This is a genomic window from Vibrio sp. 1402, assembly GCF_033340275.1.
This window is the reverse complement of sequence record NZ_JAWOWE010000024.1, coordinates 1-18,226: the sequence shown is the minus strand read 5'-3', so window position 1 is coordinate 18,226 and position 18,226 is coordinate 1. Positions and strand designations below refer to the sequence as shown.

Annotated in this window: 17 protein-coding genes; 7 read left to right on the top strand and 10 right to left on the bottom strand. The window is 46.4% G+C overall.

Annotation, left to right across the window (positions count from 1 at the left end; translation table 11 throughout):
- Nucleotides 1-26 precede the first annotated feature (26 nt).
- Nucleotides 27-497 carry an EVE domain-containing protein gene (locus R7044_RS23020; protein WP_005378735.1) on the bottom strand — a complete coding sequence of 157 codons (471 nt, stop codon included), beginning with the start codon at nucleotides 495-497 and terminating at the stop codon, nucleotides 27-29.
- 47 nt (nucleotides 498-544) lie between these two features.
- Between R7044_RS23020 and R7044_RS23015 the strand changes: the two genes are divergently transcribed.
- Nucleotides 545-2,095 (top strand): COG3650 family protein, encoded by a 1,551-nt coding sequence (locus tag R7044_RS23015; RefSeq protein WP_225455825.1) that lies wholly within the window; start codon nucleotides 545-547, stop codon nucleotides 2,093-2,095.
- Complete coding sequence (locus R7044_RS23010; protein ID WP_033907272.1) at nucleotides 2,095-2,691, top strand: tRNA-uridine aminocarboxypropyltransferase; 597 nt, start codon at nucleotides 2,095-2,097, stop codon at nucleotides 2,689-2,691. The genes R7044_RS23015 and R7044_RS23010 overlap by 1 nt, the downstream gene beginning before the upstream one ends.
- Nucleotides 2,692-2,774: 83 nt before the next feature.
- Here R7044_RS23010 and R7044_RS23005 read toward each other — a convergent pair whose 3' ends face one another.
- From R7044_RS23005 to lptM, 7 genes are all read right to left on the bottom strand, one after another.
- Nucleotides 2,775-5,261: an EAL domain-containing protein gene (locus R7044_RS23005; protein WP_033907274.1), complete on the bottom strand. Its 2,487-nt coding sequence runs from the start codon at nucleotides 5,259-5,261 to the stop codon at nucleotides 2,775-2,777.
- A gap of 138 nt (nucleotides 5,262-5,399) precedes the next feature.
- Nucleotides 5,400-6,116, bottom strand: coding sequence for a 5-amino-6-(5-phospho-D-ribitylamino)uracil phosphatase YigB (gene yigB, locus R7044_RS23000; protein ID WP_033907278.1), 717 nt, complete (start codon nucleotides 6,114-6,116; stop codon nucleotides 5,400-5,402).
- Between the two features lie 8 nt (nucleotides 6,117-6,124).
- Nucleotides 6,125-7,057: a tyrosine recombinase XerC gene (gene xerC / locus R7044_RS22995; protein ID WP_033907275.1), complete on the bottom strand. Its 933-nt coding sequence runs from the start codon at nucleotides 7,055-7,057 to the stop codon at nucleotides 6,125-6,127.
- Nucleotides 7,023-7,754 (bottom strand): DUF484 family protein, encoded by a 732-nt coding sequence (locus R7044_RS22990; protein WP_005383398.1) that lies wholly within the window; start codon nucleotides 7,752-7,754, stop codon nucleotides 7,023-7,025. Before R7044_RS22990 ends, xerC begins: the two co-directional genes overlap by 35 nt.
- A complete protein-coding gene (dapF, locus tag R7044_RS22985) occupies nucleotides 7,748-8,578 on the bottom strand; it encodes a diaminopimelate epimerase (RefSeq protein WP_006743008.1) in 831 nt (276 codons plus the stop codon). The genes R7044_RS22990 and dapF overlap by 7 nt, the downstream gene beginning before the upstream one ends.
- Nucleotides 8,579-8,588: 10 nt before the next feature.
- Nucleotides 8,589-9,842: a diaminopimelate decarboxylase gene (lysA, locus tag R7044_RS22980; protein ID WP_033907276.1), complete on the bottom strand. Its 1,254-nt coding sequence runs from the start codon at nucleotides 9,840-9,842 to the stop codon at nucleotides 8,589-8,591.
- Between the two features lie 61 nt (nucleotides 9,843-9,903).
- Nucleotides 9,904-10,020 (bottom strand): LPS translocon maturation chaperone LptM, encoded by a 117-nt coding sequence (gene lptM / locus R7044_RS28640; RefSeq protein ID WP_005378746.1) that lies wholly within the window; start codon nucleotides 10,018-10,020, stop codon nucleotides 9,904-9,906.
- Between the two features lie 74 nt (nucleotides 10,021-10,094).
- Here lptM and cyaY point away from each other — a divergent pair, with 74 nt between their 5' ends.
- A complete protein-coding gene (cyaY, locus tag R7044_RS22970; protein WP_005383391.1) occupies nucleotides 10,095-10,409 on the top strand; it encodes an iron donor protein CyaY in 315 nt (104 codons plus the stop codon).
- A gap of 69 nt (nucleotides 10,410-10,478) precedes the next feature.
- Here the strand turns inward: cyaY and R7044_RS22965 are convergent, their stop codons facing one another.
- Nucleotides 10,479-13,007 carry a class I adenylate cyclase gene (locus R7044_RS22965; protein WP_005378748.1) on the bottom strand — a complete coding sequence of 843 codons (2,529 nt, stop codon included), beginning with the start codon at nucleotides 13,005-13,007 and terminating at the stop codon, nucleotides 10,479-10,481.
- 346 nt (nucleotides 13,008-13,353) lie between these two features.
- Here R7044_RS22965 and hemC point away from each other — a divergent pair, with 346 nt between their 5' ends.
- The 4 genes from hemC to R7044_RS22945 are packed head-to-tail and all read left to right on the top strand — an operon-like array spanning nucleotide 13,354 to nucleotide 17,433.
- The gene (hemC, locus tag R7044_RS22960; protein WP_033907277.1) at nucleotides 13,354-14,292 is read left to right on the top strand and encodes a hydroxymethylbilane synthase; all 939 of its coding nucleotides are present in this window, start codon (nucleotides 13,354-13,356) and stop codon (nucleotides 14,290-14,292) included.
- 2 nt (nucleotides 14,293-14,294) lie between these two features.
- A complete protein-coding gene (locus R7044_RS22955; protein ID WP_005383386.1) occupies nucleotides 14,295-15,023 on the top strand; it encodes a uroporphyrinogen-III synthase in 729 nt (242 codons plus the stop codon).
- 17 nt (nucleotides 15,024-15,040) lie between these two features.
- Nucleotides 15,041-16,252 carry a uroporphyrinogen-III C-methyltransferase gene (locus R7044_RS22950; RefSeq protein WP_005378751.1) on the top strand — a complete coding sequence of 404 codons (1,212 nt, stop codon included), beginning with the start codon at nucleotides 15,041-15,043 and terminating at the stop codon, nucleotides 16,250-16,252.
- Nucleotides 16,252-17,433 carry a heme biosynthesis protein HemY gene (locus tag R7044_RS22945; protein ID WP_005383375.1) on the top strand — a complete coding sequence of 394 codons (1,182 nt, stop codon included), beginning with the start codon at nucleotides 16,252-16,254 and terminating at the stop codon, nucleotides 17,431-17,433. Before R7044_RS22950 ends, R7044_RS22945 begins: the two co-directional genes overlap by 1 nt.
- 498 nt (nucleotides 17,434-17,931) lie before the next feature.
- Here the strand turns inward: R7044_RS22945 and R7044_RS22940 are convergent, their stop codons facing one another.
- Nucleotides 17,932-18,060 (bottom strand): hypothetical protein, encoded by a 129-nt coding sequence (locus R7044_RS22940; protein WP_262636459.1) that lies wholly within the window; start codon nucleotides 18,058-18,060, stop codon nucleotides 17,932-17,934.
- Between the last annotated feature and the right edge of the window lie 166 nt (nucleotides 18,061-18,226).

The window sequence follows — 18,226 nt, the reverse complement described above, 5'->3', positions numbered from 1 at the left end:
GGCTGCACATTCGCAGCCCTTCTCTTTTATCGCTGACTTGGCAGCTTCTCTTTGCCAAGAATCGCGTCCCATTCTTCTTCTGTCACGGGCATAATCGACAAGCGATTTCCACGTTTCACCAACGGCATGTTCTCAAGTTCTGGCATCGCTTTCATCACCGACAACGGAATCACTCGCGCCGTTTTACGTACAAACTCGACATCCACCATAATCCAACGCGGGTTGTCTGGGTCTGACTTTGGATCGTAATAATCGCTTTCGGGATCGAATTGGAAATGATCGGGATAGGCTTCTCTCACAACTTTAGCAATACCTGCCACGCCAACATGTTTACAAGAAGAGTGGTAAATCAGGACTAAATCGCCCACCTTCACTTGGTCACGCATCATATTGCGCGCCTGATAATTACGAACTCCCTCCCAACATGAAACCTTTTGGGTTCGAAGCGTGTCAATAGAAAAGGTATCTGGTTCAGTTTTAAATAACCAATATGCCATAATGCCATCCGATGCCGATTGAGTAACAATAATGAGGAAGATATAACATGAAGGCTTTGAAAAACCCAGTGGCGCTTGCCACCCTGCTGGTTCTGCAAGCATGTAGTTCACAGCCGCCACAATCTGGTGCTGCTGACCCAACCTCTCCACCAGCAACCTTAGATAAGCCTGAAACCATTCAACCTCAAACTTTTATGCTACGCGGAAAAGTGATCGTCGGTCACGAGAGCCAATACATCATGCCTTGTGGCAGCGACAAGCAATATTGGTTGCAACTATCACCACAGCAAATGCAACAAGCAATTCAGTTAAATAACGAGCCTTACCAGACCATGTATGGCGAGGTTATCGGCCACCTCAACCCACCGGGCATCGATGGGTTTTCTGCTGATTTCGATGCTAACTTTGTCGTGGAACAAGTGAACTTTCTCACAACGGAAAATCCAAACCGTTGTCAGCAACCAAACAAACCAACTCGCGTGTTTGGTAATGAGCCTTCTTGGTCGGCAAGCTTTGAGGCTAATGGACTAACATTCCAGCAAATCGGCAAACAAACCACAAAATTAGCGATTAAAAGCAGTCAGCTTCAACCTCGCCAGCGCACTTATCAACTACAAGATGGTGAGCTTCGCTTAACAGAAAACCTCTGCTCAGACACAATGAGCGATTCTTTGTATGGCTGGAAAGCAACACTAAAACATGATGGCGAGACGTATCAAGGTTGTGGTATGGCTGCAAACGTCGATGCAACGCTTGGCTGGGCTAATACCTATGTCGCGACCTCAACTCAATCACAAGGTTTTGAAGTACAAATGACCTTAAACCCAGACCACAGCGCCACAACAAAATACCGTTACTCCCATGGACAAGCACCATTAATCGAGCGTGGTTACTGGCAACAGTTAAGTCCGTCTCAGGTTCAAGTTGTCATGACGCATCATCAACAGCAAAGGCTAATGTCAGAGCGACTGTTTACTCGAGAAGGCAATCAGCTCAAAGCGACCAAAGAAAAAGTCGGTAACTTGGTATACCCAATCGCCGATGGTGGTTTAGTCCTTTATCCTGCCACCGTTCGTGATGAAGGCATCATGCAACCAGCCGAAAAACGCACCAACAACCCCATCGGTAGTGCTGACGTCCCTTCTAGTGCAGAGTTTGATTCAAAAGTAGATGCCGCGGTGCGCAACTACTTCTTTATCCATCAAACCACCCCCAACAATAACCAATACCGTTGGCTAACTTACGACCTCAACAGCGATGGTAACGAAGAGCTATTGGTACAGTTGGATTGGTGTGGTTCCGGTGGCTGTACATTGCTGATATTTGAACATCACGAAAAGGAATGGCGATTTAATAGCCGCATTACACTAGTGCAAAGCCCGATTATGCTCGGCCAACAAACCTCTCATGGTTGGCGAGATCTGATTTTTAATGTCAGCGGTGGCGGAGCTAAAGCGGCTCAACACGTGATGCAATACACTGGGGTTAGCTACCCACTCAACCCAAGCATGGCGCCAACGGCAACGCCGAACCAAGTCAGTGGTGTGCGTCTGTTCTCTGATGGGATAAGCCCGGTGCGCGAAGGAGTTCGTCTGTAATGTCACAACCGTGTCCAACCTGCGGTTTTCAATTCAATTGTATGTGCTCGCTAATGCCGAAACTTAACAGTGAGCACAACATCCTGCTGTTAATGCATCCGAATGAACTGAAGCGTGATACTAATACCGGCCAGCTACTAGAGCAGTGCCAACTCAACATTGAGCGAGTAATCTGGGATCGCAAACAGCCACCAGCAGAATTGCTCACTCTATTAGCTGATCCGTCGCGGTATCCGGTGTTGCTCTTCCCCTGTGAAGAAAGTATCACACTCGAACATGTGGTACTCCAAAGCCAGCAACAAACCAAAACTCCGCTGTTTATTATTTTAGATGCCACCTGGCAAGAGGCGCGCAAGATGATCAATAAGAGCCGTTGGTTAGAAGGTATCCCTACTATGGGATTGTCTGCGTCGGCGGACTCACAATATCAGCTGCGACGCAACCAACAACAAGGTAATTTGTGTACGTTTGAAGTCGCTGCACATTTGCTCGGGCAACTTGGAGAACAAAACAACCAACAACAAATGCAGCGTTTTTTTGCCCATTACCTCGCTCTGTTCCAAGCTGAAAAGAGTGGACACGCTCTTAAGCGTTAACCATTAAGCTCAGTAGAAGAACCAAACAAAAAACGCAGCCTACGCTGCGTTTTTTACGACAAGAAGTTTCACGTGAAACATCATTAAAACAGTCGAGTCGGCTCGCCAAGATAGTAACCCTGCAAATAATCCACCCCCATGTCTTGTGCAATGGTACACACCTCCTGATTGTGGACGAACTCCGCCACCGTCTCCGCGTTAAACACCTGGCACAAACGCACCAACTGGGAAGCGATCTTGCGCTGTTTTAAGTCTTTATCAATATCACGAATCAAGCTGCCATCGAGCTTTATGACTTCTGGCTCCAACTTTAGGATTTCATCGATATTCGAATAACCGGACCCAAAGTCATCAACAATGATACGCGCCCCTAAGCTTCTAAAATGACTGCACACTTCTATCATTCGGCCGTAGTCTTTGATCTGCTCAGATTCCAGCACTTCTAAACCAATTCGCCTTGGGTCATTTAGCTGGCTAATTTCATGCTCTAAAAGCATTAAAGTTTTATCACTGAGCAAATCTTGCGGCGATAAGTTTATAGAAAAGTCACCTTGCTTATCTCGCATATAATGCAACGTAGAATGAATCATGTGCCGACTTAGTCGAGTGTAAAGATGTGTATCAGAGATAATTGGCAGAAAACGCCCTGGCGCAATCACCGTTCCATCGGCTTCCAGAATACGAACCAAACATTCTTGGCTTGCCAATTTGTGGCTACCCGCATGCACAATAGGTTGGCTATAAGTGATGATATTCTGTTTGAGAATGGCTCTACTGACGCAACTTAGCCATCCAAGTTGCTCTTTACGCACATCCTCACTGACTTCAATATCTTTCGCATTACAGATATGGGTATTACTGCGTACACCGGAGCGCCTCGCTTCGATGCCTTTGAGTAAGAGCTCATCTATTGAAGCGGATGGAAAATCTCGACGACTCACTAAGCCGCCGCATAGCGAGATAGAAAGATAATCTATTTCACGTAGGCCAATTGGCTCAAAATTAGTTTGTTCTACCGCGTCAGCAAAACGCGTAAAGTGCTGTTTGATGGTCTCGCTGCTTTGATCAGCTTTAAATATGAACGCCCATTCACCAACCCCAATACTATAAAGCTGCAAAGCCGTTGGCATGCCGAAACGCTTTCGTAGTCGATTCGTAAAGTGCATTGAGAGATCTTTGAGTAATTGATCTCCCACTCGGTAGCCGTATTTTTCGTTGATATGACTAAAGTTAAGTAGCTTTAGAGTCAACAAATGCTCATCCAAATCGATGTTACTCAGCCGCTCTTGCAATGCGACCCGGTTTTGTAATCCCGTGCGACTGTCGCGTCGATAGCTTTCTTGTAACTTGCGCGTTTGGCGATCGAGTTGATATCCCATATGCGCGTTCATATGGTTGAGATCGCCGATCGCATTTCGAATCAAGCTAAACAGCGGTGAAATAGAGGAGCTAACGGGCGACTTAGGCAAGTTCAATGTTTGCACTTCGTCTCCCTCTCGCATCGCTAAATACGTCAGGCTGTGATGAAGAATTTCGGGCTGACCAATACCACCATGCAGCTCCCCCATACAGTAACTACCAAACGTCGTCGCAATATCTTTGAATGCTTGGACTTCGTCGCTGCTGTCAATAAAGTCTAACCGTGACGCGCAGTTAAAAATCATCACGACTTCAGGTTGGTGCATGGCTAACTCAACCACACCATGCCGCACTTGCTCGAGCGTTAACGAGGGATGGTTATAGCAAAATTGCACTTCGTCACCAAGACACCAGGGCCTGTCGAAGCTCATACTGCCATCAGCGTGTAGCTCCGTTACCGTACAAACTTCCTTTCGCCCTAAGCTTTCTCGATATAAAGGAAAGCTGAGCAGTTGACTCAGCGTCACGTCATGGCCATCCGCCAAGTAACGCTTGTATACGTCCAGCGCTTTCTTCTCACCTAAACAATACAAGCGCGTTCCTTTTGCATGAGTGACTTTGTGTGGCATGCCAATCGGGTTCCATTCCGAATACGCATCAGTCCATAGCTTCAAAGTATCACTGTGCAAAGCTACGGCAACCACGGCATTATCGTAAACTCGGTTTTGATATAGCACCCAGCAGCCATCGTCAATACTCTGCGCCAACCCTCCAGAAATCACTACTTCTTCACTGGCGAAGGTTTGAAACAAGGGATAGTCACGTCGTTCAATTTGCACAGCAAAGCTGAGGATCACCTGTGAATTATGCTGCATTAGAAGAGAGCGCTTGAGCTCCCCGCCATCAATGTCAGGGGAGTAAGAGTATGTTTGTACCGCAGAAGTCAGCGTGGTTTGCTCAAATTCAATCACACTCACTAGGCAACCAGAGGTAAATATCTCCCCTTCCAGAATCACATTACGCGTACTATGCCCCATAACATGAGCATTCGGCAGCGACGACAAAACGGCGTCTGCAAGTGTGGTCGTAATTTCGCGCGATTGCGTCGACAATATTTGTACTAAATATTGTTTATCTGAGGAAGTCGGAAAAGTGACTAAAAAGTCATTCAGTTGACTGACATCGTGAACCAGTTTTGAAAAAGCTCGCATGGACCTACCACTGCCGTAACACTATCTTCACCACGACGTGTGGCGTTACTATTTTTATTTAATAGAGAATAATTTACGTGGCTTTGCGCTGCTTTTCTAGACACAAAATGAGATTAGAATGGATTAATGCGAAAGCAATTAAAAAAGTGTGAGTAACGGCTGCAAACTATTGATTTCAATATCAGGTAAAGTACGTGTTTTTGAATGGTTAATGACATTTTTATTCATATCATTAAACCAACAGGCTGCAAAACCAGCCAACTTTGCACCATGCACATCCGTGGTTAGATGATCACCGACATGCAGAATATTCTCCGCAGGGATATCCAAGAATCGCTTCGCTTTAGTAAACATATCGGTTGCGGGTTTCGCCAATCCATCTGGTCCTGCTTTAAGTACCTGTTGGAAATAAGGCGTAAGACCGATGCGGTCTAAATCCACATTACCGTTGGTGATTGCCACCAACGGGATGTGCTGCGTGAGTTCCTCCAGTACATCGAGGCTTTGCTGCGGCACTTCAAAACAGTTACGCCAGTCTAACGCAACGTCTACTGCGGCTTTCGCGGCGGCATGTGCTGCGTCTTCGTCGTAGCCTACTTGGGAGAAAGCTTGCTGAAGTTGCACTAAACGCCATAAAGTGACATCGCTCTTCAGCTCGGGTTGTTGTTGCACAACTCGCTGTTTGAGAGCAAACCAATCCGCTTTGTTCATATGAGCAACCGCTGGATGATGGTGCTTGAGCCAAGATAGCAACTCACGCTCCATGCGAACGATCACAGGATAGTTGTCATAGAGGGTATCATCTAGGTCAAAGGTCATTGCCTTAATAGGCTCGATACGGCGATAAAATTTCATACTTCGGCTCACTCCCCGTTTCTTTTGCGTGCGCGTGGGTGGGCTTGGTCGTAGGCTTGCGCCAAATGTTGGAAATCCAAGTGCGTGTAGATTTGGGTCGTCGAAATGTTCTCGTGCCCTAAAAGCTCCTGCACCGCACGTAAGTTATTGCTTGATTCGAGCATATGTGTCGCAAATGAGTGACGCAATTTATGCGGACTAATATGGCTTGCGACAGACTGTTTCTGCCCCCATTCAGCCATGCGCTTTTGCACGCTACGATGCGAAATACGCGTTCCGAGCTTAGATACAAACAAGGCGGGCTCACCTGGAGCGGCTAAATCACCACGAACGCGTAACCACTTCCCGACCCACTCGGTTGCCATCCCAGAGAACGGTACTTTACGTTCTTTATCGCCTTTACCAATAACACGAAGCTCACCACTACGCAGTTGTACATCACGTACATCCACACCCACCAACTCAGCCAAACGTAAGCCGGCGCCGTACATCAGCTCCATCATGGCGCGATCGCGCACAGCCAACGGGTCGTCCTCGTTGACTTCAAGTAATTGGCTCACTTCGTCAACATCGAGGTTTTTGGGCAACGGGCGTTTTTTGCGAGGTGCTGAAACCCCTTTGGCTGGGTTAGCCGACATCTCGCCACGCAGAATAAGGAAATCGAAAAAGCTACGCAGCGATGAGAGGCGCGTTGCCAAACTGCTGGCTTTCATGCCTTCTCGCATGCCCTTACCTGCTAATTGGCGCACCCAACCAGCATCCACTTGAGACCAATCTTTGAGCCCCATTTCAGCTAGGTGCTGCGCCATTGTTTCTAGCTGCTGTTTGTAATTGCGCTGAGTATGTAGGCTAAGCCCCTTTTCGCTTCGTAAGAATTCATAGAAGCGCTCAAGAGGCTTTTGCAGATTATTTGGCAGAGGAGTGTTGGGAGTTGTCGTCATCGTAACTTTGCCATACCAGTGTTTGAGCGAGATGTGCCACTACTAATGATAGGTGACGCAAAAACAAGGTATCCATATCTGGCTGAAAATGGCCGCCATCTTCACTAGAAAAAGCAAGCACGCCCAGTGTTTGCTGTTTCACGAGCGGTAGTACCACATAGGACCCCATTTCCGGCACTTCCATGTTGCCAAACAAAGCTTCACGATCCACTTTGCGAAGACGTCCTAAGTACGCATCTTTGCCATTTAAGTGAGTGGTCGCAAAGCGTTGATAACTTTCCTTACTCAATTGAATCGATGCGTCGCATTGACTAAACAATCGAACAAACGCACGTAAGCCCAATGCTTTGGCTTTCTCTTCGATAGAGTGAATGACTTGTTTAAAGTCACCACACTTTAGAATCTGCCCCTGCAAATCCATAAATTCGTAAAAGGTGCGATCATTGTTCGCCGCAAGCGACATTAGTGTAGTGATCTCTTCCTCTAACTCTTCAATGCGCTGACGTTGGCGATTCATTTGGATGTGTACCAAAGATACCGCGCCTAAGTCTGAGTGTGGGAAAGATAAACGATCCACAAGCTCTGGACGCTGCACAAAAAAATCGGGATGATCTTTGAGGTACTCGGCCACCACTTCAGCCGTTAAGGCATCTGCTTCTACTTGAGACAAACCGTTTCCTTTTTCTTCTACTAGCAAGACAATTGACCATCAAATACATGCGTTGTAGGTCCGGTCATAAACAACGGCTTACCCGGACCTTGCCACGCAATTCGCAGTTCACCACCTGGTAGAGAAACCTTAACGTTTTCATCCAACAAGCCCTGCAGAATCCCAACCGCTACCGCCGCGCAAGCGCCGCTACCACAAGCTTGTGTTTCACCTGCGCCTCGCTCGTAAACTCGAAGACGAATATGGTCACGACTCACCACCTGCATAAAGCCAGCGTTGACGCGCTCTGGGAAACGCTCGTGCGACTCAAGCAGCGGGCCTAATGTATCGACATCAGCAGTATCCACGTCATCGACCACCGTCACCACATGCGGGTTACCCATGCTTACCGCGCCACAGAACAGCGTTTTTTCACCAGCGCGCATGATGTAAGTTTTCTCTTTTTGCTTCGCTTTGAAAGGAATTTTGTTCGGTTCAAACTCTGGCACGCCCATGTTGACCGTCACTTCCCCATCATCTTCGATGTTGAGAATCATCTTTCCTTTCTTGGTGCTTACGCTGATGCTGTATTTATTGGTCAGCCCCTTCAAGCGAACAAAGCGGGCAAAACAGCGTGCACCGTTACCACACTGTTCAACTTCACTACCATCGGCATTAAAAATCCGATAATGGAAGTCGGTTTCAGGGTCGTAAGGGGCCTCTACCACAAGCAATTGGTCAAAACCAACGCCAGTATGACGATCCGCCAAGCGGCGGATCAGGTCTTGCGAGAAAAACACGTTCTGGGTAATACAGTCGACGACCATGAAGTCGTTGCCCAAACCGTGCATTTTGGAAAAGTGGAAATGCATTTGTTGTGTGTTACTCCGGTAGAATCTGTTCCAGCTGCCACAAACTGGTCAGCTCCTCACGCTGGCGAACTAAGTGGCTTTGTTTACCGTCCACCATCACTTCTGCCGCTCGGGTACGAGTATTGTAGTTCGAAGACATCACAAAACCATAGGCACCTGCTGAACGAACCGCGAGTAGATCACCTTCTTGCAAAACGAGTGCGCGATCTTTACCCAAGAAGTCGCCGGTTTCACAAATAGGACCAACCAAGTCGTAAGTCTGAGCTTCACCCTTTCGCGGTGAAACTGGCACAATATCTTGCCATGCTTGGTATAGCGCAGGACGCATCAAGTCGTTCATTGCAGCGTCGATAATCGCAAAGTTTTTATGCTCAGTATGTTTTAAAAACTCAACACGCGTTAGCAAGATACCTGCGTTCGCAGCAATTGCACGGCCTGGCTCAAAGATCAGCTCCAAGTCTTGGTGATTTTCAAGACGGCCTAGTAACGCTTTGGCGTAATCAGAAGGCTGAGGTGGTAATTCATCACGATAGACCACACCCAAACCGCCACCGACATCAAGATGGCGAATGTTAATGCCTTGCGCTTTTAAATCATCAATCAGAGCTAATAAACGGTCTGTCGCGTCGATAAATGGGTCTATATTGGTCAGCTGAGAACCAATGTGGCAGTCGATACCTTGCACATTCAAGTTAGGCAGGCTTTGCGCGAATTTATAAACATCTGGCGCACGATCAAACGCAATGCCGAATTTATTGTCGCGAAGACCAGTCGAAATGTAAGGGTGTGTTTTCGCGTCGACATCTGGATTGATACGAAGAGAAATTGGCGCAATCACACCAAGCTCACCCGCAACCTTGTTCAAACGTTCTAGCTCTGGCTCAGATTCAACGTTGAAACATTTGATACCTAGCTCAAGAGCGCGCTTCATCTCTGCCGATGTTTTACCAACACCAGAGAAAACGACTTTTTTCGGATCACCGCCTGCGGCAATCACACGCTCAAGTTCACCACCCGACACGATGTCAAAACCCGATCCCAAACGCGCTAGCGTGTTCAATACGCCTAAGTTTGAGTTGGCTTTCACCGCGTAGCAAACCAGGTGAGGATGCTGACCCACAGCACTATCAAACGCCTTCCAATGGCGCTCTAGCGTGGCTCGAGAATATACGTAAAGAGGAGTGCCATATTGCTCTGCAAGAGCTTGAAGTGGGACGTCTTCGGCCCAAAGCTGGCCATCATCCTGATAGTTGAAGTAATCCAAAATTCGCTTCCCTTATTTTATTCGACTGCTGAACCCTAATTTCACCCTAAGGTGCGGTTATTTATTGTGATTGCTCATTCTGTTGAGTGTCATCTGGAATGTATAGTGAGCCAGACTGACCACACCCCGCTAAGGTCGCGGCAACCATCACAAACAACACAGTAACTAATTTTTTCATTTCGCATATCGTGATTATTGAATCAATGCCCCCTATAATCGCACCACACTCAGGAAAAGCAATAGGATAGACGGATGAACGATACTGAATTTCATCAACTGGTGGATGCGCAGATGCAAATCATCGAAGAATCCATCGATGATTCAGGCGCAGACATTGATTACGAAGTCACTGGCAACGTAATGACATTGGAATTTGAAGACCGCAGCCAAATCATCATTAATCGCCAAGAGCCGATGCATGAGATCTGGCTAGCGTCCAAATCTGGTGGTTTCCACTTCAAACTTATTGAAGGTAAATGGACCTGCTCAAAAACGGGTATGGAGCTATTTGAAATGGTGAAGCAAGAATGTGAAAAGCACGCGGGCGAAGCCATTGATTGGGCATAATTCTGGTCAATCGTCACCAAAACAAAAAGAGCACCGAAGTGCTCTTTTTGTTTATTGATACGGGTTTAATTACGCGTTCACAGTTTTGGTCGGGCGACTCGGTGAACAACCGTCATTACGGTAAGGAATGATATACGCATTCCCCTCTTCAGGGTGAATAATTTGATAGTACTGAGGCAGGTTAAAGTTAATAAACTTAGACGCGACGCGACTATCGTCTTTTACCGACGTGTAGAAGCTGTTTACAGACGAAATCATTTCATCTTTAGAGCCGCTAAATTGGTGATACACTTCCACTTGATTTGACTCATCCAACACATAAATATTGAAGCCATCTTCGTTATCTTCAAAGAAGAACTGCACCAGACCTTCACTGGCAAACCCATCCACCGCTTCCGGCATTTGATATTCTTGCTCACGATCGAGCATTAACAGCGGCGAGCCTTTGAGTTTGTTAGTAGAAATGCTGCGGTAGAAATCGATGGAATTTTCTAGCTTCTGCACCGACACACCACGACGTTCAAAGAACAACCCATAAGTCTGGTTACCAAGACGCATCGCTTTAAAGCGGCGGCGTTTCTCTTGCTCTACTGGTTTCAAGCGTAAGTCGATACATTCAGCTAAAAGCTGGTAAACCATATTACGCATCACACCACGCATGTTCTTCGCATAGCAGAACACATCCACTGATTCTGGTGGCAACGCATCTTGGTGCATTTTGCCCAAAATGGTTTTCAGTGCATCCAGCATCGCCGTTTCCCCTTTGAAATGCAGCGTACGCACTTCATGCCAAGAGTTACGGTAAACAAGGTCAACACTGCCGACTAAATTTTTATGTTCTGGACCAAAGCTAAAAATATCGGTGTTCTTAACATCCACTTTCAGCGAACGACCAGAAAGTTCAGACGTCGGATCATTTTCGAAGTTGATGAACATCGCAAGCTGGCTTATTTCACAAGGACTCGCTAGCGCCTGCATAGATGGACGACGCTTACGCAACGCAAAAGTATTTCGTAAGTCACTCACCATTTGGTAAAACTTATCAATATCTAGCTGCGCTTCACGTACCACGGCATGTAAACGAGTCGATTCAGTGATCAAGCCATTGAAGAATGCCCAAGCAACCAACTTACTCAAGTATTCATGATGCTCTAGATATGGTTGCCCCAAAATGCGGTGCGCAATAAGCGGTTGTTTATAGAGGTACCAACCAGACTTGTTTACCCCCCCTTTTTTCACTTCGATAAAGCTCAAGTCAGGCTCGTGCAGATCAGGTGAAATCTGTGGGTTTAGTAACGTTACTTTGCCCGGCAATACTTCAAAAGCAGCGTAGAGTTTACGGGCCAAAATACTGATGTCTTGCGGACTGATAGCAGAAGTGATGTCGTTACGACGCGCAAATTGAATCAAGTTACGGTAGCTTTGCATCAACGCATCCAGCAATGCATGATGTACCACCTTTACTTGTTCAACCTTCCAATTACGGCGGTCATCGAGCTCTGCAACGACACTGGCATCCCAATTCCATTTTGCAATCATATCGCTCAGTGCTTCACGACGCCAAGCTACTGAGCCAATATTCGGCTCACGAGATAGTTTTTCATGGGTTTTGAGATAGAAACAGCGACGCACCAAATCCAAACGTGTATCGTCTTGAATTCGCTCTAAGTAACGGGTTACTTTTTCCAACATTAAGTAGTACGCATCCATGCCATAGAGGTCAGGCTCATGGGCAAAGAAACGACGCTTAGTGTCGATACTTAACAATTGAGTATGCGGGTATTCCCACGAGTAAGCTTCTAGCAAGATGGCTTTTAATACCGATTTGTAGGGAGAGTCGATGCTTTTGTATAACTGCCACAAGTTCGAGCCGAAGTATTCTTCAGCAGGAATGCAGTTCAATTTACCAAAGTCGATCCATTCACTACAGTCGATGTAACCATCACTGCACAGTTGAGAAACGTACTCGTCGTAACACTCTTCCATTTCTGGCGGCACGATTTGCCATAACAAACGCTGTCCGGCAATACGCACCGCACTACGATAGAATTCATCTAGCAAAAGTAAGTGCTGAGATGAACCACAGTTATCACCTGTCATCTCCTCAGAATGATTGCTTCTAAAGCGCTCTTTATCCATTAAGAAAAAGTTCGCTTCCACGCCTTTGCTTTGTGCCCAATCCGTGATGAGTAAGCATTTATTGGTCAATAACTCGCGTTCGTCACAATCCATCTCTGGTGAGATACACACCCAAATATCCAAATCACTGGAAGTACTTTGACCAATCGAGGAGGTACTGCCCATGGTGTACAAACCCAATATAGCGGGCTTTTCTACCGTCTTGAGCGGCTGACCAATGGCAAGTTGAATATCATCTATGAATTGTTGCTGAATGCTATTTAGTTCAAGCCCATGCACACCAAAAGGGACATCGGCATCATAATAGCCAGGAATTACAGGATGGTTGTAGTTCAACAAGGCAGGAATCAAATGGAAGACTTGCTGGCTTTGCGAATCCATAAGCGCCAGCGCGCGATCAACTCGCTGCTGATTCAAATTATCTAGTCGCTGGATGATTTTTTGGGTGTAAGCCTGCAAGGGGAATTCCTTGGTTGAACAATCACGAAAATCTGCTGACGTTTTAAACCAAAATGGTTTAAAAACGTGATCAATTTAACACTTTTATTGGTGCGGGTAAAGCTTCACGCCCGCGTATCACTCTGGATACAAAACCATACTTTAGTCACAAAATTAATCGCGCGGTAGTGTCGCTCTTATTACCTATTACTAATAATAGTCCTTAGTCTAATTGAGAATCCAGTCACACTATTTTCATAACGTCATGTAATTCCATTCATAGCCTTCAGAGATAACGAACTAACAGTAAGCATTTCTTGATGAGAATGGTAGGATAAACCCAAATCCAAACAGCATTGAGAAGATCATGACACAATCCACACCGATTCGCATTGCAACTCGAAAAAGCCCTCTTGCTTTATGGCAAGCTTACTTTGTTAAAGACGCCCTTCAAGCCGCTCACCCTGGCTTGGAAGTCGAGTTAGTAACCATGGTGACCAAAGGTGACGTGATTTTAGATACACCACTAGCAAAAGTTGGCGGCAAAGGCTTGTTCGTAAAAGAGCTTGAAGTCGCGATGCTAGAAGGACGCGCAGACCTCGCCGTTCACTCAATGAAAGACGTACCCGTCGATTTCCCAGAAGGCCTTGGCCTCGTGACCATTTGTGAGCGTGAAGATCCTCGTGATGCCTTCGTCTCTAATACCTATAGCCACATTGATGAGCTCCCTCAAGGTGCCGTGGTTGGTACTTGCAGTTTGCGCCGTCAATGCCAACTGAAAGAATATCGTCCGGACATCATCATCAAAGAGCTTCGCGGTAATGTGGGCACTCGCCTTGGTAAGTTAGATGCGGGTGAGTATGATGCAATCATTCTTGCTGCGGCTGGCCTCAAACGATTGAAGCTTGAAGAACGCATTCGTAGCTTTATCGAACCAGAGCAATCACTACCAGCGGTAGGCCAAGGTGCTGTCGGTATTGAGTGCCGCCTTGACGATGAAAGACTGCTTAAGCTGCTTGAGCCACTTAACCACCAAGACACCGTAGACCGCGTTTTGTGTGAGCGCGCAATGAACCTTACGCTAGAAGGCGGCTGTCAGGTACCTATCGGCAGCTATGCCCTGCTAGACGGCGACAACATTTGGCTACGCGCATTAGTTGGCGAACCAGATGGCAGCGAAATTGTGCGTGGTGAAATTCGTGGCCATCGTAAAGATGGCGAAGCATTAGGAGTGCAGCTAGCCAATGAGCTGCTAGATAACGGCGCTCGTGAAATCCTAACTAAGCTGTACGCAGATCACGAATAACCATGGCAGTGTTGGTCACTCGGCCGGGAGAGCAAGGCAACGCGCTTTGCTCTCTGCTCGAAAGGCACGGCATTTCCGCATATCACCATCCTCTGATCGACATTGTCGCCGATCTCACGGACACGCACCTCTCTAAACATCTACATCAAGCTCAAATTGTTATCGCTGTTAGTCGACATGCAGTGCAATGTGCACAGCAAATCTTAGCCAGCAACGGGATGTCATGGCCGAAACAAGCTATTTACCTTGCCGTTGGTCAAAAAACAGCACACTATTTAAGCAAATGTACCCAACAGAAAGTACACTATCCCCAAGTCAGTGATAGTGAACACTTATTGCGACTGCCAGAGCTCAACAATGTGGCACAACAACAAGTTCTTATCCTTCGTGGTAACGGCGGAAGAGAGCTGATCAAAGATGCATTGGTGAGGCGTGGCGCAAAAGTTCACTATAGTGAGACTTACAAGAGAGAATTCATCCCATTCGATCCAGTAAGCTGTATCTCACTATGGAAAAACCTACAAATTAACCAGATTATTGTCACCAGTGGTGAACAACTGGATTATTTGTGCAGCCAATTGACGTCGGAGCAATTGACTTGGCTTAATCAACAAGAGTTGTATATCCCCAGTCAGCGTATCGCTGACATCGCAATTCAAAGGGGGTTCACTCGCGTGAGATGCACGGGAAGCGCATCCAACCAAGAATTACTGGCGGCTCTCCAGCCCTAGCTACACAGGATATAGGCATGACAAGTAAAAATAACGACCAAAAAAATAACGATAAAAACCTTTCCGAAGAAACCTCATCGGCACCGCTAGTCGAAAAAACCACATCGCAGCAGGATGCGGACCTTAAAAAAGAGCAACCACAAGCGGCCGAGCCCCCAAAAACAGCAGAGCCAACCAAAGTCGAGTTTGAAGAAAAACAAGGTAAACGCGGTGTCAAACTAGGCACGGTCGCTATCATCTTATCGATTATTTTTGGCGGTGGCCTCGCGTACAAGCTGCATCAACAGCAAGCCGATTACCAAGCGCAGATCGCCCAACTAAAAAGTCAGCTAGAAAGCACTCAAGCTTCCATGAAGCAAGAGCTCAGCCGGGTACAAGAAGAAACCATCGAGAAAGCAACAACCGTGACACACAAAGCGGAAGTGGTACTTGGACAGCAACAGAAGAGCATTGAAAGCTTACAGCTCGCCGTTGCCGATGTGAAAGGTCGTCGACCAAACGACTGGCTATTGGCGGAAGCCGATTACCTCGTCAAATTAGCCGGCCGTAAATTGTTCTTAGAGCACGATGTAGAAAGCGCGACTCAACTGATGGAAAGTGCAGACCAACGCATTGCAGCGCTGAATGACCCTAGTCTCGTCAAACTACGTAAAGCAATGGCAAACGATATCACCAAACTTCGCACTATCCCGCTAATTGACCGTGATGGATTGGTACTACGCTTAACTGCCCTGCAACAGCAAGTAGACAAGCTCCCTCTCGCCAATGCACTGCTACCTGAAGCTGAAGCCGTAGAAAACACTGAAGTGTCTGAAGATATCGCAAACTGGCAAGATAACTTAATGACCTCTTTGAAGGACTTTTCAGAAAACTTCATTACCTTCCGCACGCGCGATGGTAACGTCATTCCACTGCTTTCTCCTGAGCAACACTTTTACCTGAAAGAAAACATCAAAGCCAAATTGGAAACGGCAATAAAAGCGGTGTACCAAGAACAAGGTGAAATTTACACCACATCTCTAAAAACAGCCGACAAATGGGCATTAGCTTTCTTCAACCAAGACGATAATTCCGTTAAAGAGTTCAACAAAACGGTTAACCTGCTAAGTCAGCAAAATATTCAAGTGGAATACCCAACAAAACTGCAAAGTCAGTCTCAACTATCAGATGTCATCCGTGAACGCCTACGTCGTGAAGTCACAACGATGACAGGCATGGAGGATAAGTAATGTTTCGTCTTATTTTCCTATTTGTTGTACTAGGCGCAGGACTATTTGTTGGCACCCAGTTTTCTGGTCAGCAAGGCTATGTACTCATCTCCATTGCCGAGAAAACGATCGAGATGAGCGTAACGACATTAGTGGTTTTCGTTATCGCAGCACTCGCAGGTCTTTTTCTGCTTGAGTACCTGATTAAGAAGTTAGTTTATGCTAGTTCTACAACATGGAACTACTTCAGTGTTCGCAAAATGCGCCATTCCCGCCGATACACCAATGAAGGCATTATTAAACTTCTAGAAGGTGACTGGAAAGGTGCTGAGAAAAAAGTAACTCGCTGGGCAAATCATCACGATATGCCGCTGCTTTGCTACTTAGTTGCCTCTGAAGCCGCACAAGGTCAAGGTGATAAAGCAAAACGAGATCACTATCTAGAGCTAGCGAGCCAACAAGAGAACGCCCATCTCGCAGTAGAGCTGACTCGAGCGAAACAATTTATCCGCGACAACGAGTTCGAGTCCGCTTTCGATACCTTGCAATCGTTAAAAAGTCAGTATGCGAGTAACTCTATTGTATTGAACTTGCTGAAAACAACGTACATGCAGCTAAAGTTGTGGCAACCTCTTATTGACCTCTTGCCACAACTAACCAAAGCAAAACTCATCTCGGACGAAGAACATGCAGAGCTGATTCAAAAGGCGCAGTGCGGCTTACTCCATGAAGTAGCGCAGCAACAGGGTAGCGAAGGGCTAATCTCCCATTGGAATAGCCTCTCACGTAAAGTGAAACAAGACACACACCTCGTTGCCTGTTTTGCTCGAGAACTCATCACACGAAAAGCTGATGCAGAAGCCTTTACCGTGCTAAAAGAAGCATTAAAAAAACAACCAGCCCCAGAGCTTTATCAACTACTGCCAGATCTAAATCTGCCAGATACCCACCCTGTCGTGGTCTTCTTAGAGGGAGTAGTGAAGAAAGAACCGGATAACGCCGCTGCCCATAGCGCATTAGCGCACTTCTATTTCCGTCAAGAGAAGTGGCAAGAAGCCCAGGATCACTTTGAGATCGCCTTAAAGCTTCGCTCTGACGTCTCTGACTATGCATTCCTAGCAGACACACTAGAGAAGCAAAATCTAACCAAAGCTGCTCACGAAGTCTCTCGTAAAGCTCTCACGCTCGTACAGAATGACTAACTTAAGATGACCTAACCAAGCCGACAGCTTACCTGTCGGCTTTTTTATTGCCTGCTATTAACCCTTCAGTCCTTAGTCATCAATATGTTTATCCAATTCATTGGCTCCCAAGTAGTTCTCAACTTCCTAGCAACTCACTATCGTTTCACTTTCCTCTTCTCTTTTGACTACTCTGATCCTGTCATTCCAGCAGAATCCAAAACAATTTTAAAAGATGCAGGAATACGTAACTTTAGCCTGTTGATGTATGGTTTTAAGACGTAGCTAGATTTAGGCAATAGAGCACACGCGTCGCTAGACTGAGTAAAACAAAAAGATACATCAGTGAAACAGTGGCTATTTGAGTATGCTTATTTGTTCGGTCTATCCGGTAAAATGGGCTAGAGAAGCAATGGTAGTGCTTTAAGAGAACGATAAGGCAATAGATGGTTCAACACCTTAACAAAGCATCTCCAACAACCTTATCGGGACAGCATGCAGTGATGAGGATGAACAGCTTTAGAAGCAACTGCACTTCTTAGCAAAAATCAAAACGTCACAACCAATACCAATACCGATACCAATACCGATACCGATACCGATACCGATACCGATACCGATATTACTTAGTCCAAAAGTAGATCGCATATGGAATTGATTTTTGGCAAGCACAGATAGAGTAATAAAGATGTGCGGAAATGAAAAAAGCCTCGCTATTTCTAGCGAGGCTTCTTAATAGTGGCGGAGAGATAGGGATTTGAACCCTAGATACGCTATTAACGTATGCCGGTTTTCAAGACCGGTGCTTTCAACC

Excerpts from the sequence above, each read along its gene's own strand:
- R7044_RS23020 (WP_005378735.1), bottom strand. The coding sequence starts at position 497 with ATGGCATATTGGTTATTTAAAACTGAACCAGATACCTTTTCTATTGAC.
- R7044_RS23005 (WP_033907274.1), bottom strand. The coding sequence starts at position 5,261 with ATGCGAGCTTTTTCAAAACTGGTTCACGATGTCAGTCAACTGAATGAC.
- yigB (WP_033907278.1), bottom strand. The coding sequence starts at position 6,116 with ATGAAATTTTATCGCCGTATCGAGCCTATTAAGGCAATGACCTTTGAC.
- R7044_RS23010 (WP_033907272.1), top strand. The coding sequence starts at position 2,095 with ATGTCACAACCGTGTCCAACCTGCGGTTTTCAATTCAATTGTATGTGC.
- R7044_RS23015 (WP_225455825.1), top strand. The coding sequence starts at position 545 with ATGAAGGCTTTGAAAAACCCAGTGGCGCTTGCCACCCTGCTGGTTCTG.
- dapF (WP_006743008.1), bottom strand. The coding sequence starts at position 8,578 with ATGCATTTCCACTTTTCCAAAATGCACGGTTTGGGCAACGACTTCATG.
- R7044_RS22940 (WP_262636459.1), bottom strand. The coding sequence starts at position 18,060 with ATGCGATCTACTTTTGGACTAAGTAATATCGGTATCGGTATCGGTATC.
- R7044_RS22950 (WP_005378751.1), top strand. The coding sequence starts at position 15,041 with ATGACAAGTAAAAATAACGACCAAAAAAATAACGATAAAAACCTTTCC.
- cyaY (WP_005383391.1), top strand. The coding sequence starts at position 10,095 with ATGAACGATACTGAATTTCATCAACTGGTGGATGCGCAGATGCAAATC.
- hemC (WP_033907277.1), top strand. The coding sequence starts at position 13,354 with ATGACACAATCCACACCGATTCGCATTGCAACTCGAAAAAGCCCTCTT.
- R7044_RS22945 (WP_005383375.1), top strand. The coding sequence starts at position 16,252 with ATGTTTCGTCTTATTTTCCTATTTGTTGTACTAGGCGCAGGACTATTT.
- R7044_RS22955 (WP_005383386.1), top strand. The coding sequence starts at position 14,295 with ATGGCAGTGTTGGTCACTCGGCCGGGAGAGCAAGGCAACGCGCTTTGC.
- lptM (WP_005378746.1), bottom strand. The coding sequence starts at position 10,020 with ATGAAAAAATTAGTTACTGTGTTGTTTGTGATGGTTGCCGCGACCTTA.
- xerC (WP_033907275.1), bottom strand. The coding sequence starts at position 7,057 with ATGACGACAACTCCCAACACTCCTCTGCCAAATAATCTGCAAAAGCCT.